Source organism: Paenarthrobacter sp. NPDC089988, from assembly GCF_044748465.1.
Lineage (GTDB): Bacteria > Actinomycetota > Actinomycetes > Actinomycetales > Micrococcaceae > Arthrobacter.
Genome location: NZ_JBIVGD010000029.1, coordinates 24,915 through 40,597, shown reverse-complemented (window position 1 = coordinate 40,597; position 15,683 = coordinate 24,915). Strand labels below are relative to the sequence as shown.

General features: G+C 63.5%; 16 protein-coding genes. 7 read left to right on the top strand and 9 right to left on the bottom strand.

All coding sequences use genetic code 11. The annotated features are described in order from the left end of the window. Positions 1-265 precede the first annotated feature (265 nt). From ACIPV6_RS22255 to ACIPV6_RS22220, 8 genes are all read right to left on the bottom strand, one after another. Positions 266-1,204 carry an ABC transporter permease gene (locus ACIPV6_RS22255; RefSeq protein ID WP_397324414.1) on the bottom strand — a complete coding sequence of 313 codons (939 nt, stop codon included), beginning with the start codon at positions 1,202-1,204 and terminating at the stop codon, positions 266-268. Next, entirely contained in the window at positions 1,194-1,925 is a 732-nt protein-coding gene (locus tag ACIPV6_RS22250) for an ABC transporter ATP-binding protein (RefSeq protein ID WP_397324415.1), read from the bottom strand. The genes ACIPV6_RS22255 and ACIPV6_RS22250 overlap by 11 nt, the downstream gene beginning before the upstream one ends. A 120-nt stretch (positions 1,926-2,045) precedes the next feature. Then, positions 2,046-3,194 carry an ABC transporter substrate-binding protein gene (locus ACIPV6_RS22245; RefSeq protein ID WP_400272982.1) on the bottom strand — a complete coding sequence of 383 codons (1,149 nt, stop codon included), beginning with the start codon at positions 3,192-3,194 and terminating at the stop codon, positions 2,046-2,048. Positions 3,195-3,347: 153 nt separating this feature from the next. Continuing rightward, positions 3,348-4,301 (bottom strand): homocysteine S-methyltransferase, encoded by a 954-nt coding sequence (gene mmuM, locus ACIPV6_RS22240; protein WP_400272981.1) that lies wholly within the window; start codon positions 4,299-4,301, stop codon positions 3,348-3,350. Between the two features lie 98 nt (positions 4,302-4,399). After that, positions 4,400-5,821 carry a sulfate adenylyltransferase subunit 1 gene (locus ACIPV6_RS22235; RefSeq protein WP_400272980.1) on the bottom strand — a complete coding sequence of 474 codons (1,422 nt, stop codon included), beginning with the start codon at positions 5,819-5,821 and terminating at the stop codon, positions 4,400-4,402. Continuing rightward, positions 5,822-6,778: a sulfate adenylyltransferase subunit CysD gene (cysD, locus tag ACIPV6_RS22230; protein ID WP_400272979.1), complete on the bottom strand. Its 957-nt coding sequence runs from the start codon at positions 6,776-6,778 to the stop codon at positions 5,822-5,824. After that, entirely contained in the window at positions 6,775-7,488 is a 714-nt protein-coding gene (locus ACIPV6_RS22225; RefSeq protein ID WP_397324422.1) for a phosphoadenylyl-sulfate reductase, read from the bottom strand. The genes cysD and ACIPV6_RS22225 overlap by 4 nt, the downstream gene beginning before the upstream one ends. Next, the gene (locus ACIPV6_RS22220) at positions 7,485-9,227 is read right to left on the bottom strand and encodes a nitrite/sulfite reductase (protein ID WP_400272978.1); all 1,743 of its coding nucleotides are present in this window, start codon (positions 9,225-9,227) and stop codon (positions 7,485-7,487) included. The genes ACIPV6_RS22225 and ACIPV6_RS22220 overlap by 4 nt, the downstream gene beginning before the upstream one ends. 262 nt (positions 9,228-9,489) lie before the next feature. On the opposite strand from ACIPV6_RS22220, the gene ACIPV6_RS22215 reads away from it, so the two are divergent. Genes ACIPV6_RS22215 through ACIPV6_RS22195 form a run of 5 tightly spaced genes read left to right on the top strand, consistent with a single transcriptional unit; the run spans position 9,490 to position 13,658 of the window. Further along, entirely contained in the window at positions 9,490-9,882 is a 393-nt protein-coding gene (locus tag ACIPV6_RS22215) for a DUF6507 family protein (protein WP_400272977.1), read from the top strand. Positions 9,883-9,889: 7 nt separating this feature from the next. Then, complete coding sequence (locus tag ACIPV6_RS22210; protein ID WP_400272976.1) at positions 9,890-12,010, top strand: DNA/RNA non-specific endonuclease; 2,121 nt, start codon at positions 9,890-9,892, stop codon at positions 12,008-12,010. Further along, positions 12,007-12,486, top strand: coding sequence for a hypothetical protein (locus tag ACIPV6_RS22205; RefSeq protein WP_400272975.1), 480 nt, complete (start codon positions 12,007-12,009; stop codon positions 12,484-12,486). The genes ACIPV6_RS22210 and ACIPV6_RS22205 overlap by 4 nt, the downstream gene beginning before the upstream one ends. Positions 12,487-12,490: 4 nt before the next feature. Continuing rightward, a complete protein-coding gene (locus ACIPV6_RS22200; RefSeq protein WP_400272974.1) occupies positions 12,491-13,231 on the top strand; it encodes a hypothetical protein in 741 nt (246 codons plus the stop codon). Further along, positions 13,209-13,658 (top strand): hypothetical protein, encoded by a 450-nt coding sequence (locus ACIPV6_RS22195; protein ID WP_400272973.1) that lies wholly within the window; start codon positions 13,209-13,211, stop codon positions 13,656-13,658. Before ACIPV6_RS22200 ends, ACIPV6_RS22195 begins: the two co-directional genes overlap by 23 nt. Here ACIPV6_RS22195 and ACIPV6_RS22190 read toward each other — a convergent pair. Continuing rightward, positions 13,648-14,406: a sirohydrochlorin chelatase gene (locus ACIPV6_RS22190; protein ID WP_400272972.1), complete on the bottom strand. Its 759-nt coding sequence runs from the start codon at positions 14,404-14,406 to the stop codon at positions 13,648-13,650. The two genes, ACIPV6_RS22195 and ACIPV6_RS22190, sit on opposite strands and share 11 nt — an antisense overlap. Here ACIPV6_RS22190 and ACIPV6_RS22185 point away from each other — a divergent pair, their 5' ends adjacent. Together ACIPV6_RS22185 and ACIPV6_RS22180 are read left to right on the top strand one after the other, a co-directional pair. Then, the gene (locus tag ACIPV6_RS22185; RefSeq protein ID WP_400272971.1) at positions 14,407-15,078 is read left to right on the top strand and encodes a trimeric intracellular cation channel family protein; all 672 of its coding nucleotides are present in this window, start codon (positions 14,407-14,409) and stop codon (positions 15,076-15,078) included. A gap of 13 nt (positions 15,079-15,091) precedes the next feature. Continuing rightward, on the top strand, positions 15,092-15,514 hold the full coding sequence (locus tag ACIPV6_RS22180) for a hypothetical protein (protein WP_400272970.1): 423 nt from the start codon (positions 15,092-15,094) through the stop codon (positions 15,512-15,514). The last annotated feature ends 169 nt before the right edge of the window (positions 15,515-15,683 follow it).

Below are 15,683 nucleotides of genomic sequence, written 5' to 3'. Positions count from 1 at the left end.
AGTGAATTTACGTCGTGTCGTGCTCACAAGAACACCTTCCCGCAGAATCCCAGGATCCCGCTACTTCAGGTGTCCACCAACAGAGGCTAACCCCACACTCAATGCGAGAGGATCGGCGGGAAAGGGGTGTTCGGTGAGAGAGGGTCGGAACACGAAAGCCCGACGGCGGGAGTCGCCGTCGGGCTTTACGTCGCGTTTCGTAAGGGCTCGCGTTTCGAACGGGATGGTTGCGGTTCGAGAGGGCTTTCGTCGCGGTTTGAAAGGGCTAGCGGGAGCTGCCCGCCAGCAGGCCTCGGCGTTGCAGGAGGCGCTTCTCGATCGGCCCGAACACGAGCAATTCGATCAGGATGCCAACAAACAGAATGAGCAGGATCGCGGACATCACGATCGCCATGTCGGACAACGCCCGGCCCTGGTCAAGGAGTGAGCCAAGGCCGAAGCCGATGGTGCCGCCCACTGCGATGATTTCCGCGGCCATGAGGGAGCGCCACGAGAACGCCCAGCCCTGCTTCAAGCCGCCGATGTACCCGGGGAGGGCCGCCGGCAGGACAATCTGCAACGCCATCTGGACCCGGTTGGCACCCAGGACCGTGCCCACGCTCCGGTACTGCGGCGGGATCTGGTCGACGCCGGAAATGAGGCCGTTGATGATCGACGGGATGGCACCCATGAGCACCACGAAGTAGACGGTGGCATCCGTGAGCCCGAACCAGATGATGGCGGCCGGGACCCAGGCCACGGACGGGAGAACCTGCAGGCCCGAGATCAACGGGCCGAAGGCGCGTCGGAGCGGAGCAACCTGTGCCAGCAACAGGCCAACGGGGGTGGCAACAACAACCGAAATCAGGAAGCCCACCAAGCCACGCTGCAGTGAAGTCCACACAGATTCCTGGACCTTGCCCTCGCCCCACAGGACGCCCAGCTGGGTGAGAACATCAATCGGGCCGGGAACCTGGTCGCGTCGCTTCAGGCCAAGGGAAACGTAAAACTGCCAAACGAGCACCAGGACCACCAAGGCTGCGATTGGCAAAAGGATGCGCTTCCAGTCAATGCCGGCCTTGCGCCGTGTGTCCGACTGGAGATTGTCCAGGCCGGCCTCGAGGTCGCGGAGCTCCGAGGGGTTGCCCTTGATGGACGGCGAGGTGATGTGGTTGGAATCGCTCACGGGGAGGGTCCGCTCTTCGGTGGTCTGGTTACTTGGCATGGCGGCGGATCTCCTCGCGAAGGCGTCGGGTAATAACGCCGGTCAGCTCCCCCGCGCGGCCGGCATCGGTGCGGTGTTCTTCAGTGACATCCCATTCGGCAACCACACGGCCGGGGCGGGACGACAGGAGCAGGACGCGCTGGCCCAGGCGTACGGCTTCGCGGACGTTGTGCGTCACGAAGATGATGGTTCGGCCCGTTTCCTTCCAGATCCGCTCAAGTTCGTCGTGGAGGAGGTCGCGGGTGATGGCGTCAAGTGCCGCGAACGGCTCGTCCATGAGCAGCACCTGCCGGTCCTGGGCAAGCGAACGGGCCAAGGCCACGCGCTGGCGCATGCCGCCGGACAGTTCGTGCGGACGCTTGTCTCCGGCACCACCCAAGTGGACGAGCTCCAGCAGCTCGGTTGCCCGCGCTCGGCGGCTCGCCTTGCTGCTGGACTTGTCGGCCAACTGCAGGGCGAGTTCGATGTTGCCGCGCGCTGTCAGCCACGGGAACAGGGCCGAGTCCTGGAACATGAAGGCCGCGCCGTCGCTGGGCACCTCAAGGGCGCCCGACGTCGGGTGCTCCAGTCCCGCGATGATGTTCAGCAGGGTGGACTTGCCGCAGCCGGACGCACCGAGGAGGGCAACGAACTCGCCCTGCCCGATGGTGGCGTTGACGTCGTCCAGGACGGGGGCGCCGTCACCGAAGCGTTTGCCCAAGTTCTCCAGTACGACTGGCATGGTCCCGTCCTTCGTTTGTTGTTCGTCAAGCTGGTACTGCGTGAGCCGCGGCCGGATGGCCCGGTTGCGGCTGAAGGCCGGTCCGCGTCCGGGGTGGAAGCGGACCAGCCTGTGTAGTGCTTAGTCCTGGCCGAGTCCTGCGGCGGAGGTTTTCTTGCCTTCCACTTCGTTCAGCGCGCGGAGGTCGAAGATGCCGTTGATGTCGGCGGTCTTGGTGGTGCCTGCGTCCACGCCGTCCTGGAGCAGCTTCTTGTAGGTCCCGGCCAGCGGGTCGGTAGTGAACTTGATGTTCTGCAACGCCCTGTCGATCACATTCGTCGGGAGCGGCTTGCCCGCGGTGTCCTTCAACACGGCGTTGATGGTGGAGGCCTTCTCCCCGGCCGAGGCCGAGTTCAACCAGTTCACCGACTCAACATGGCCCTTCAACAACGCCTTGACCGTCTCCGGATGCTCGGCGGCGAACTTCTTGTTCACGATCAGGATGGTGGTGGTGAAATCACCCTTCTCCCACAAGTCCTTCTCATCCACCAGGACCTTCGCCCCGGCCTCCAGCACCAAACGGGAGGCCCACGGCTCAGGCAACCACGCGCCGTCGAGCTTTCCATCCTGGAACAACTTCAACGTCTGGGCGTTCTCGGTGGGGTTGATGGTCACATCACCGCTGCCATCAGGGTTGGTCTTGTACCCCTGATGGCCCAGCCAGGCCCGCAGCGCCACATCCTGCGTGCCGCCAAGCTGCGGGGACGCCACAACCTTGCCCTTAAGGTCCGCTGCCGAGTTGATCTCGGGCTTCACCACCAACTGCGCACCACCGGCGGCGGCACCGGCGATGATGCTGATCGACTCGCCGTTGCTCTTGACGAACGAGTTGATGGCCGGGTTCGGGCCGATGTAGGTGGCATCGATCGCGCCGGCGTTCAGGGCCTCGATCGCGGCCGGGCCGGCGTTGAATACCTGGGTGCTGAGCTTGGTGCTGCCGAGTTCCTTGGCGATGAGGCCCTTGCTGGTACCCACCAGGGCGGGGCCGTGGGTGACGTTGCTGAAGTAGCCGAGCTTCAGCTCAGCCGCCGGAGAGGTGGTGACAGCCGGGGCAGCCTGGTTGTTGTTCGAAACAACCGACGCCACGGCCGCACCCGCACCAATCAGCAAGACCAGGCCGACGGCCAGTCCGATCTCCAGGACGCGGCGGCGCTTGGGCTTGTTGGACTCACCCGCAACAATGCGGATGGTGCCTGGATCAGGCTTCTGCGACTCGGGGGTGTTTGCCATGGGAGGTCCTTAGGAAGCTTTGGGAATGTGAAGCGGGGCGAAGATCGGGCCCCTAATATCGCCCATTGAAGGCAAGGAAGGACCGTTCCAGGGAGGTCATGAATTCACAGTAGGGACTGTCATATTTCGCTTCAATCCCGGAGAAATCGTGGTTCATGAAGGTTCATGTGGCGTCATATTCGCCGCCAGGGCTTCAATATCCCGCGGATTCGTGCGGCAGCAACCTCCCAGCAAACGGGCTCCCAACGCCCGCCACTCACCCACGTGCCCGGCCAACGTTCCCACAACCCCGGCACCGCCCGAAGGTCCCCAGGTCTTGGTCACGGCGTCGTACGTTTCACCCGAATTCGGGTACGCCACCAGCGGTGCGTCCGTGGCGTTCCGGAGAGCGCCCAACCCTGGAGCCACAAGTTCCAGCGGCACGCAGTTAAGCCCGACGGCGGCAACGCGCGGTTCCGTGCGGAGCAGCGCTGCCACATCCGCGAGGGGCGTTCCGTCACTGATGTGGGCACTGTCCCGGAGCGTAAACGTAAACCAGCTTTCGACGTCGAACTCCGCCACGAGCGCCAACAGCGCCTCGGCTTCGGCGAACGATGGCAACGTCTCGCAGGCAAGGAAGTCCACCCCGGCCTCCACGAGCGCTGCGATGCGTGGGCGGTGGAAATCCCGGAATTCCGCGGAAGAAAGTGTGTAGTCGCCGCGGTATTCGGAGCCGTCGGCGAGGTAGGCGCCGTACGGACCCACCGATCCTGCAACGAGGAGGGAGCGGGCACCGGGGTTGGCAGCGAGGTACTCCTGCCGGGCTTCGTCAGCCAGCCTGACGCTCCGGGCCACTAGCTCCAACGATTCCTCGACGGATAGGCTGCGCCGCGCGAACCCCGCCGGCGTGGCCTGGTAGCTGGCCGTGATGGCCACGGAGGCACCGGCGTCGAAATAATCCCGATGGACCTGCTTGATCAGGTGAGGCTGTTTCAGCAGGACCTTGGCGGACCACAACGGATCGTCAAGATCGCAGCCGTGGACTTCCAGTTCGGTGGCCAGAGCCCCGTCCAGGACCAGGTCCGTGCCTGCGTCGAGGAGGGTGCTCAAAGTGGTGTTCCGGGGCATGGTGCCTTTCCAAAAAAGAAACCGCGGCCTGTTCGGATATCCCGCCATGGATGGCCGGGACCAGCGAACAAGCCGCGGTTCTGTGTCTTTGCGTGTCCTTAGATGACGTAACGTTCGTCTTCGTGGTCGCCCGGGTGGTCCTTGACCAGGCCGGCGGCAAGGGTGTTGCCGTCGATCGGGTCGATCACCAGGAACGCACCCGTGCGGCGGTGGCGCAGGTAGTTCTCCAAGGGCAGCGCAGCGGCGAGGCGAAGCTGGGCGTTTCCAATGTCGTTGAGCTCCAGGCTCGACGCCGGCTCGGACTTGAAGGTGGCGAGGTCCAGCTTGCCGGACACGCTGCGGACCAAGGCCTGGACCGTGCGGGTACCGTGCTTCACCAGGACCTTCTGGCCTTCACGCAGGGGCTTGGGCGAGAGCCAGCACAGCGAAGCATAGAGGTCCGCGGAAGCTTCGCGGACGGTGCCTGCTGCAGCGATCGTGTCACCACGCGCAATGTCGAGTTCGTCGGCCAAACGGACAGCCACAGACTGCGGGGCAGCTGCTTCTTCAAGCGAGCGGCCGGCGAAGTCGATGCCCACCACCGTGGTGTTGCGCGGTTCGTGTCCCGGAGTCAGTACCGTGACCTCGTCGCCAACCTTCACCGAGCCTTCGGTGATCTGGCCTGCGTACGCGCGGTAATCTCGGTAGGCCTCAACATCCAGGCCACCGGCTACGGCGTCGGGAGCCAGCGCACCCTGCGGGCGGATCACCAGCTGGACCGGGAAGCGGAAGCTCTCCAGTTCGGCTTCGAGCTCGTCCGCGGCCGGGAGGGTTTCGAGGACCTCCAGCAGGGCGGGACCGGTGTACCAGGGGGTGCGCTCCGAGCGGTCCACCACGTTGTCGCCGTCGAGGGCGGACACGGGAACCACCAGGAGGTCGGCAACCCCATCCGAGCCAAGGCCGAGCTCGCGTGCAACCTTCTGCACGTCCGCTTCGATGTCGCGGAACACCTGCTCGCTGAAGTCCACCAGGTCGATCTTGTTCACGGCCACGATCACATGGGCAACGCGCAGCAACTGCAGCACGGACAAGTGGCGGCGGGTCTGCTCAAGGACACCCTTACGGGCGTCGATGAGTACGACGACGGCATCCGCAGTGGACGCGCCCGTCACGGTGTTCTTGGTGTACTGAACGTGGCCGGGGCAGTCCGCCAGGATGAAGCTGCGGCGGTCCGTCGCGAAGTAGCGGTACGCAACGTCGATGGTGATGCCCTGCTCGCGCTCGGCACGCAGGCCGTCGGTCAGGAGGGCCAGGTCGATGCCGCCCTTGTCGCCGCCGAAGCCACGGTCCGCGGAGGTGCGGGCAACGGCGTCGAGCTGGTCGGCAAGGATCGCCTTCGAGTCGTGAAGGAGGCGGCCCACCAGGGTGGACTTGCCGTCGTCCACCGATCCGGCGGTAGCGAAACGGAAGAGCGTTGACGGCAGCGGAGCAGAGTCCAAGCCGTCTGTGGCGGCGATCAGGGATGCGGTTTCGGTGCTCATTTAGAAGTAGCCGTCCTTCTTGCGGTCTTCCATGGCTGCCTCGGAGATGCGGTCATCTGCGCGGGTGGCGCCACGTTCGGTCAGGGTGGAGGCAGCGACTTCGACGACGACGTCGGCCACGGTGTACGCGTCGGACTCGACGGCACCGGTGCAGGACATGTCGCCCACCGTGCGGTAGCGGACCGTCTTGGTGATGACGTCCTCGTGCGGCAGCGGCTGCGAGACCTCGCCCACTGCGCGCCACATTCCGTCGCGGGCAAAGACCTCGCGCTGGTGGGCATAGTACAGGCTAGGGAGCTCGATGTTCTCCCGCTCGATGTAGCGCCAGATGTCCAGCTCGGTCCAGTTGCTGATGGGGAACGCGCGAACGTGCTGGCCAACCTTGTGGCGACCGTTGTAGAGGTTCCACAGCTCGGGACGCTGGTTGCGGGGATCCCACTGGCCGAACTCGTCGCGGAGGCTCAGGATGCGCTCCTTGGCACGGGCCTTGTCCTCGTCACGGCGGCCACCACCGAAAACGGCGTCGAACTTGTTCTTCTGGATCGCATCCAGCAGCGGAACCGTCTGCAGCGGGTTACGGGTACCATCGGCACGCTCGGCGAGTTCGCCGCGGTCGATGAATTCCTGGACCGAACCGACAACCAGCTTCAAGCCCAGGCGCTCAACCGTGCGGTCACGGAAGTCCAGGACCTCCGGGAAGTTGTGGCCGGTATCCACGTGGAGCACCGGAAAAGGAACCTTGCCCGGCCAGAAAGCCTTGGTAGCCAGGTGCAGCATCACCACGGAGTCCTTGCCGCCGGAGAACAGCAGCGCGGGCTTCTCGAACTCGGCAACAACCTCGCGGATGATGTGGATGGCCTCGGACTCGAGGGTGTCCAGGCTGCTCAGGCGTGAACGGGGCTCTACCTCGATTGCCTCAGCTGCCACGGTGGACTCCTCAGTTGTGTAGGTGCTCATGTGTGTAGTCCGCATTCTGTCTTGTCGGTACCTGACCAGCGGCCGGCTCGGGGGTCTTCGCCCGGGGCCACTTTGCGGGTGCAGGGCTGGCATCCGATGGACGGGTAGCCCTGGCTCAGGAGGGGGTTGACGGGGAGGATGTTGTCCTCGGAGTACTCCACCAACTGGTCGAAGGACCAGTCCACCATGGGGTTCACCTTGACCAAGCCGAAGCCTTCATCCCACGTGACCACGGGGGTGTTGGTGCGAGTGGGGCCCTCGTCGCGTCGGACGCCGGTGAACCACACCTCGTAGCCTCCCAGCGAACGCCGGAGCGGAGCCACCTTGCGGAGCGCGCAGCACTGGCCGGGATCGCGGGCGAAGAGGTCCTTGCCCAGCAGGGTGTCCTGTTCTTCCACCGTGTGTTCGGGGAGGACGTCCACCACGTTGACCCGCAGGTTTGCCGCAACCTCGTCACGGGTCTGGTAGGTCTCCTTGAAGTGGTAGCCGGTTTCCAGGAACAAAACGTCGACGCCGGGAATCTGGTCTGCGACCAGGGCCGGCAGGACTGCGTCAGCCATGGAGCAGGCAACAGTGATCGCCGGAAGCTCGAAGTTCCGTGCCACCCACGCGATCACCTCGGCGGCCGGCGCGTTCCAGTCGAGCTCGGCGGCGCCGGCTTCAGCCAGTGCCTTGAGCTCTTCGTTGGAGCGTTTGGTAATCACTGTCACTGGAGATCTCCTTCGTCTGCGGAGTGTGCCCACTCAGCGAAGGTCTGGCCCTCGGCGCCAACTTCGACGAACTTGCGGACCACACGCTCCACGTAGTCGGGCAGGTTTTCCACCGTGACCTTGAGGCCGCGGACGGTACGTCCCAAACCGGCTTCTTCGCGCTCGTTGTTGGCCAGCCCGCCGCCGAGGTGGACCTGGAAACCCGGGGTGGGGTCGCCGTCGGGCGTTGGCAACATCATGCCCTTGAGGCCGATGTCAGCTGTCTGGATGCGGGCGCAGGAGTTCGGGCAGCCATTGATGTGGAGGGACAGTGCCTGGGGCAGCTGCTTGGTCTCCACGAGGTCGGCCAGCCGGCGTTCCAGTTCGGCGATGGCCGTTGCAGCGGTGACCTTGGTTTCAACAATGGCCAGCTTGCAGAACTCGATGCCGGTGCAGGCAATGGTGCCACGGCGGAACACGGACGGACGGGCGGAGAGGCCCAGGGTGTCAAGTTCGGCGATGAGCGGCTCCACTTGGTCCTTCTCGACATCCAGGATGACGAGCTTCTGGTGCGGCGTGGTGCGCAGGCGGTAGGTGCCGTGCTGCTCCAAGGTATTGGCCAGCTTCACGAGGGCCTCACCGGACGTGCGGCCCACGGTGGGGGTAACGCCGATGAAGAACTTGCCGTCCTTCTGCTCGTGGACGCCGATGTGGTCCCCCGGCGAGGTGGGCTTCGGAGCGGCCGGGCCGTCCGGGAGCTTGAAGCCGAGGTATTCGTCTTCGAGGATCTGGCGGAACTTGGCCGGACCCCAGTCGTTCATGAGGAACTTCAGGCGGGCCTTGGTGCGCATGCGGCGGTAACCGTAGTCGCGGAAGATGCTCGTGACGCCGAGCCATACTTCAGCGGCAACATCGGCGGAAACGAACACGCCAAGGCGCTCAGCCAGGCGCGGGTTGGTGGAAAGGCCACCGCCAACCCAGAGGTCGTAACCGGCGCCGAGCTCGGGGTGGACAACGCCTACCAGGGCGAAGTCGTTGATCTCATGCACCACGTCCTGCGACGGGTGGCCCGTGATGGCCGTCTTGTACTTGCGGGGCAGGTTGGCCAGCTCCGGGTCGCCGATGAAGCGCTCGGACAGTTCGTGGATCAAGGGCGTGGGATCGATGATCTCGTCCTTGGCGATGCCCGCAACCGGAGAGCCCAGGATGACGCGGGGAACGTCGCCGCAAGCCTCGGTGGTGGAAAGATCCACAGCTTCCAGGCGGCGCCAGATTTCGGGGACGTCTTCAACGCGGATCCAGTGGAGCTGGATATTCTGGCGGTCCGTCAGGTCGGCGGAGCCGCGGGCGAAGTCCACGGAGATCTGGCCGATGACGCGAAGCTGCTCGGTGGTCAGCGCACCGCCGTCGATGCGGACGCGGAGCATGAAGTACTTGTCCTCAAGCTCGTGCGGTTCGAGCGTCGCCGTCTTGCCGCCGTCGATCCCGGGCTTGCGCTGGGTGTAGAGGCCCCACCAGCGGAAACGGCCATGCAGGTCCGTGCCGTCGATCGAGTCGAAGCCCTCTTTTGAGTAGACAGACTCGATGCGCTCACGGACGTTCAGCCCGTTGTCTTCCTGCTTCCAGGTTTCGTTGGCATTGAGGGGCGTGGTGCCGTCAACCTTCCACTGGCCGTGGGGCTTGGCGGCTGGGCGGGTGCGTGCGGGGCGCGACGGGACTGCGGTGTCCGCGGGCGCACCGGCTACAGCTGTTTCTGTCATATATCGAGGGTAGGTGTGGCCAGATTTCGCCAGCAAAGGTCCGGAAATGTTGAGTCACCTAAGGAAACACTTCGTCACGAAAGGCTCCACTTCCTTGTACTGCCGGGCCTCTTATGCAGGTTCGCATTGTGTCCCACACTGCCGTTTCGTGACGCGTTTTTCACGGATTTTTCCCGGTTGCAGCTTCCGTTGATGCAATCAGTAGCATGCTCTCAAGTCTCGCCTCTCCTCAGTGTGGGAGGCCGTTTCCTTGGGGGATTTTGTGACACTCAGCTGGGACATCGATCCTGCAGGGACGCAGGCCGTGCTCCGCAAGACTGCGGCCGATATTGACGAGCAGAACAAAATGGCGGCGAATCTGGGGACGGCCTTGGACAACGCCGGCACCCTGGTTGGACGGGGCTTGGTGGCGAAAGCCCTCAGCGACTACGCGGAAATGTCCCTCATCCCCCACCTGAAGTCCATCGCTGCCCACTCCGACCGGATCATCGAAGGGACCGGCCAGGCCTTGGTCGCGTATGTTCGGGCAGACGCCCTCATGGCACAGCAGTCCCAGGCTTCGGCGATGGCGGTTGATGCGGTGACGTCCGACGACGGTCCGGTCACCGACGTCGGTCCGACCGTTTGGCTCGAGCGCTACCCGGAACGTGACTGAACATCGCATGGCTAACGACTTCGGTTCCTGCGTTGCGCCCCGTGGCGGCGTTCCCGGATTGGACCTTTCGGCACTGCCAGTCGTCCCGGATCCGCTTGCCTTGGATACAGCCGCGGATGCTCTGAAAGCCTCAGGGAACAGGTACCGGGAAACGGTAGCTGACACCGCAGCTGGATGGGGAAGGTTGGCAGGACCATTCCGCACACCGGAATTGTCCGAACTCCTGGCTGTCTTTACACCGGTCAAAGCCACGGCCATTGCCGTAAATGACGGTACATCCATCGTCGCCGCCGCCTTGTCCGAGTTTGCCAGTGCGTGCCAAACCGTCAAGACCTATTCACGCAACCTGACCGAGGACGCCGAGGACCTGAGCCGACGAATACAACTTAAAGGCGACGAGTGGGCCACCGTTCCGGCGATCATCGACGAACAGCACCGGCTCCTCTCGGAGCTCAACAAGATCAAGGCCCGGTTCGCCGAAGCTGAGCAAGACTGCGCCAACAAGATCCGTGGTGTCTACGGCGGCTCCCGCTACGTCAGCGCCAACGATGCTGACGCCCGGGCCGACAGTTCCAACGTCTATGCCGTGGACGCGCCGACATTGGATGCCTTGGCCGAACAGGGGAAGCTGCCGTGGGGCTCGCCCATTGAACGGGCCAAGCTGCACGGTTGGGCGGGCGCCGCCCAGGGCATTCTCGACACCGTGTGGGAGGCCGGAGGCTCTGCCTACTCGCTGACCTGGATGTCGTCGATCGTGCGGCCTTCCGTACCGGAACTTGGGCTTGCGGAGACCCCCAGCAGCGACGACACCCTCAACGGCATCGGCAGGACCCTCTGGAACGTCGGAACCTTCATTTCTCCCGGCATCTGGCTGGATCGGGCCATCACCGGCAAGCAGGAGGACCAGGACGCCGCTGCAGCCGAGCTCAGCCAGGCCCTGCCCGAAATGGTCCAGGCGGAGTCCTGGAGCAAGGGCGAGTGGGAATACGCGCTGACCCGGAACTCCCTCGACGTTGGTGCCGCGGTGGCCTCTGGCGGGGGAACGGCAGCGCTGCGTGCCGCGGCCATGATGGAAAAGCTCGCGGTCCACTTGGCGCCCACCACTGCGGCCAAAGTCTTTGACACCTTGGCCACCGCCAAAAGTGCGGCCTGGACCAATGCACTTAAACCTGCGCTCGAAGGAACCGCCCGTGTTTTGGACAAGCTCGACGACGGCGCCGGTGCCGTTCGCGTTGCCGACGGGATCGCAGGGTATGCCCGAGGACCGTTGGGTAACGTCGCAGACGACCTGCTGCACGGCATCGACCGCCTTGACCAGGCTGCCCACAGGCCTCCGGCGATGGGTACTTTGGGGCGGGCTGCCGACCACCACGAGCTTGTTTCCCAGCTCAAGCCAGCAGCGCTCCGCGATGCTGCCAAGCCGGGCGTGCACGGCGTCGTTCATGTCCCCGAATCCATAGTGCCGGGTCCCCGGACACCCTGGACGAAGGTCACGGAAGGCTTCGCGCCCAACACCGAGTACCGGGTTCCCGGCAGGGGCACCTTCACCACCGACGCGAACGGGACCATCAAGGAAGCCGTGATCCACAAGGTCAAGGACAAGCTGAATCCTGATCTGAACAACCCGCTGCCGGACATGACGTACAGGGTCGAGGGCCTTAAGGGAGAGTTCACCTACAAGACCAATCACGAGGCGCTCACGGAGTATGCCAAGGTTGCAGGACTGGAGATCGGTGATGGCCATCGATCCGGCTGGATTCAGGGGATTGTCGGCCGTGAGGCGATGGACGAGCTGAGACGCCTGAACCTCCTGCCCCCAGGCGTGAAATACGACGGCGGGCACCTGATCGCTCGGCTTTTCGACGGAATCCAAGAGCGAATCAACGTTGTGGGCATGCTGCGGGAGCTAAACCAAAGCTCAGCAAATGCAGACAATTTCTATAAGTTTGAGCAGGCTCTGAAAGCAAAAGCCTCACAGATTCCCCCGCCCACGATCGACGCGGAGATCACCCTCCTGCGGGCTCCGGGCATCAAGACGCCCGAAGTTATTAAGGTCGACGCGTGGGTGAACGGAAAGTGGTTTGATCAGGCACACTTCAAGAACATCGCGGGGAGGCAACAAAAATGACCAAGCCAGAAGAACACGCCGTCTTCGAAAAGGCGCGAGAGCTTGAAGGCATCATCGCTGAGGGACTCTGGGGCATCCGCCCGGACAGCGAATGGGACATCGTCGAGTATGTAGTTCGTGAGACAGGCAGCCGGGGAAGTTCGGGGGTCAAGGTATATCTCCACGGGCAGGAAGTGGATCGGATTCGTCCGGAAGACGCGTGGCTAATTGCCGCCTTGAAATTGCGGGAAGTCTTGTATCGTCCGCAGAAGGGCACATGGCTATCCATGTCAATACAAATAACTCCCAAAGGCGGCGGTTGGGAGGTTTTTTACAACTACTACGACAAACCAAACTGGGACCTCGGTGAGCCGTCCGCCGACTCCTACGCACAGGAGCTTTACCTCTTCCCCCGCGACGACGAACACATCCCCGACTGGTTCAGGGAAGAAATGAAGGGCGCCACGTGGACCCCTGAGCCCGATGAGGATCATTGACGGAATGACTCAACTGCCCGACCCCACGGATGCCTTCGAACGAGCACGCGCCGAGGAACGAATCATCGCCGAAGGCCTCTGGGCCGCCCGGCCGCCAGAGTTCACGTGGGATAAGTTCACTGTCACGTTCATGGAAACAGGCGGCAAATGCAGGTTTGTGGCGCTCGCGTACCAGGACCGCCGAGTGGTCGTCCGGCAGAACATTTCTCATGACACGTTTGGGGCGGCGAAACGCCTGCGCCAAACGATGTATTCGCCCCACAAGGGCACCTGGCTCTCCATGAGCTTGACCATCACCGCCGATGGCAGCGGTTGGGAGGCCACCTACAACTACCACAAAAAGCCAACCTGGGAATTGCCGGAGCCCGGAGCAGCGGATTACTGGGACGAGCTCAGGTTATTTCCCAGGGACGAGGAACATATACCGGACTGGTTCAAGGATGAACTCAAGGGCGTCAAAACTCCCACCAGTCAGCAACAGGAGATCGACGGCGATTGCGCCCACAACCGAATCCTTGAGCAGACCGCGCGCGCCTTGGACGCAGCGTGGTCGAGCATCGGAACCGTTGACCCCAGCCTCTACACGGGCGTCTTCAATTTGGGCTTTCATGGCGGACCGCAATGGCCTGGGGTCCGGCAAGCTTTCCAGAAGATCGACAATGTCGGGGCCGTTTCAATAGTGGCTTCCGACGGCCTCTCCGACCCCTGCCTGGAGAAGGGTTTTGCCCATTGGCGAAGGCCTTGAGGTCTACGTTCCAAGCACGGCGCTGGTTGGGAAAGGCATTCATGAGCTCGACCAGCTTTGGCAGTTCGAACTCCTGTACATCGCTGCACAAATAGTGGCCATGGCCCCAGGCTCTTACAGGCCTCTGGAACGACCCGGAGGGTTGAACCTTCAAGCCATCAAGTCAACAAAAACACCGCGGCGCTGGCGCAACGCAGATGGAACGGTGGACGTAATGGTAGGCGTGAACCATCCACGGGTGCCTGCTGTGGTGGCCACGCCCAACGGTTCCGTGGCGCTCGTTGGCGTTGCGCTGCTGCACCCCAAAGAGTCCGCCTACATTCAGGCGGGAGACTCCGATGCTAGTTCGGAAGTGGCAAGAAAATTGGAGCAGTTGCCCCCGGAACTCCTCAACAACCCCCGCCGCAAACCCGTCGTCAGCGGCTAGCCAGCACAGCGTCGTACCGTTCCAGGGCGATCTCGGCCAGAAGGGGCGAGGGCAGCAAGGGATCAGAGACAACGTCCGCACCGGCCTTGAACAGCTGGTCGTGGAAGTACCCGGTCGCCAGCAAGTAGGACGCGACGAAAACCCGACCCCCGCTTCCGGCGAGCTCCGCGCGCAAGGAGGCAACGCCGTCGGGCACGTTTGGCTGGGCGCTGGCACCGTAGGCCACCCGGACCTTGTTCGGCAGGAGTTCGGCCAACAGCCTGGCCTGCTCCTCTGAATCAACCGACCCGTCCGGAAGTGAGGATCCAGCGGCAGCCAGCAGCACGCCGTCGTTCTCTTGCAGCCCCGAGGCGCGCAGTCGCGCGGCCAGCAGCTCCGCCAAGCGCGGATCCGGCCCAATCGGCTTCGCGGCCACTACCTCGGGCCGGGTCTTGATCGCTTTGGGCACGTCCACCTTGATGTGGAAGCCGGTACTGAGCAAAAGCGGCACGACGACGGCCTCAGTCCCCTCGGGCAGCCCCGCCACCACCCCGGACAGCTCGGGCTCCTGGACGTCCACATAGGCCTCCAGGACCCGCAGCCCCGGCCGGAGTTCTTCGATTTCAGCCATGACCTGGCGTATGGCTGCTTGCCCCTCGGCGTTGCGGGTTCCGTGGGCACAGGCGATCAAAACGGGGCTGTTCATGGGAGCTAGCGTAACGTTGAGCCAGCACCTGTTGTGAAGCGCGTTAAGAAAGAACCAGTCCACTTGATTTCCATCGACATTGTTCTTTTGTGGCTCGACCTCATTGGCGTGTTCTTCTTTGCCGTTTCGGGCTCGTTGTTGGCCGCACGGAAGCAGTTCGACTTTGTGGGCTCCGTGCTGCTTGCCTCCATTGTTTCCCTGGGCGGCGGCGTCATCCGCGACATCATCATCGACGCCGGTCCCCCGGCTTCCTTCACCAACCCCGCCTACCTGGCCCCGCCCGTGCTGGCCGCCCTGCTGGTCTACTACTTGTTCTCCTCGGTCCAGCGGTTCACGTCCCTCCTGACCCTGTTCGACGCCGGCGGGCTGGCTTTGTTCTGCATCACCGGCACGTTGAAGGCCCTCACGGCGGGGCTGAATCCTGTCACGTGCATCCTGCTTGGCGTCACTACGGCTGTTGGCGGAGGACTCCTCAGGGACATCACCGCGAACGAGATTCCCACCCTCTTCAACAACCGCGACATCTACGCCCTCCCGGCCTTCGTCGGGGCCGGCTTGACCACGTTGCTGTGGCATCTGGGTGACTTCAACGGACTCTGGGCCTGCCTCGTTGCGGGCATCGTTTTTGCCTTCCGTGTCACCGCTTGGCGGCGGGGTTGGTATGTGCCATTGGCCGTACGCGGATGGCACCGCGCAGGGGTTGGTCCGGGGGCGAATTCCGGGGTCCGGGATTAGCTAGGATTAGAGCATGACTGACATGTTCCTCGAGAAGTTCCGCGCGCTGGTCCCAAAGTATCTCGAGGATGAATGGCAGGAAGAAGACGGCCTCACGCCCGGCGAACTCGATGACGCACTGTCCGAGCACTCCTTCACCATCCCCCTGGTTCTCCGCGAGTTCTACCTCGCCCTGGGCGGCTGCGAAGACCTCATGGAGGCGTACCACTACTTCTGGGATCCCGAGGAACTCGAAGTCGATGACGAAGGCTTCCTCATGTTCCTCGAGGACGAGGACGAGCAGTTCACGTGGGGTTTCCGCGTCGCCGACCTCGGTGTCCCTGACCCCATCGTCTACCGCCGCAATAATGCCCGCGGCCAGTGGAAGAGCGAGGAAGGTACGTTCTCCGAGTTCGTCTTCGACATGTTCGACTGGGCATTCAACGACGAAGACTAGGTTTCCTGCTTCGCAGCCCCCGGGCAGCCCGTTGTGGTTGCCGGGGGCTGTTTTGTTGCGTGGCGCCGCTAGGCCCGGCCCCGACATCCGGCCCCATCCGCCCCATCCATCTGACCTCTGTCATTCGGCGCCATCCGCCCCCGGTAACGCCACGCCGCACTCCTCCGGC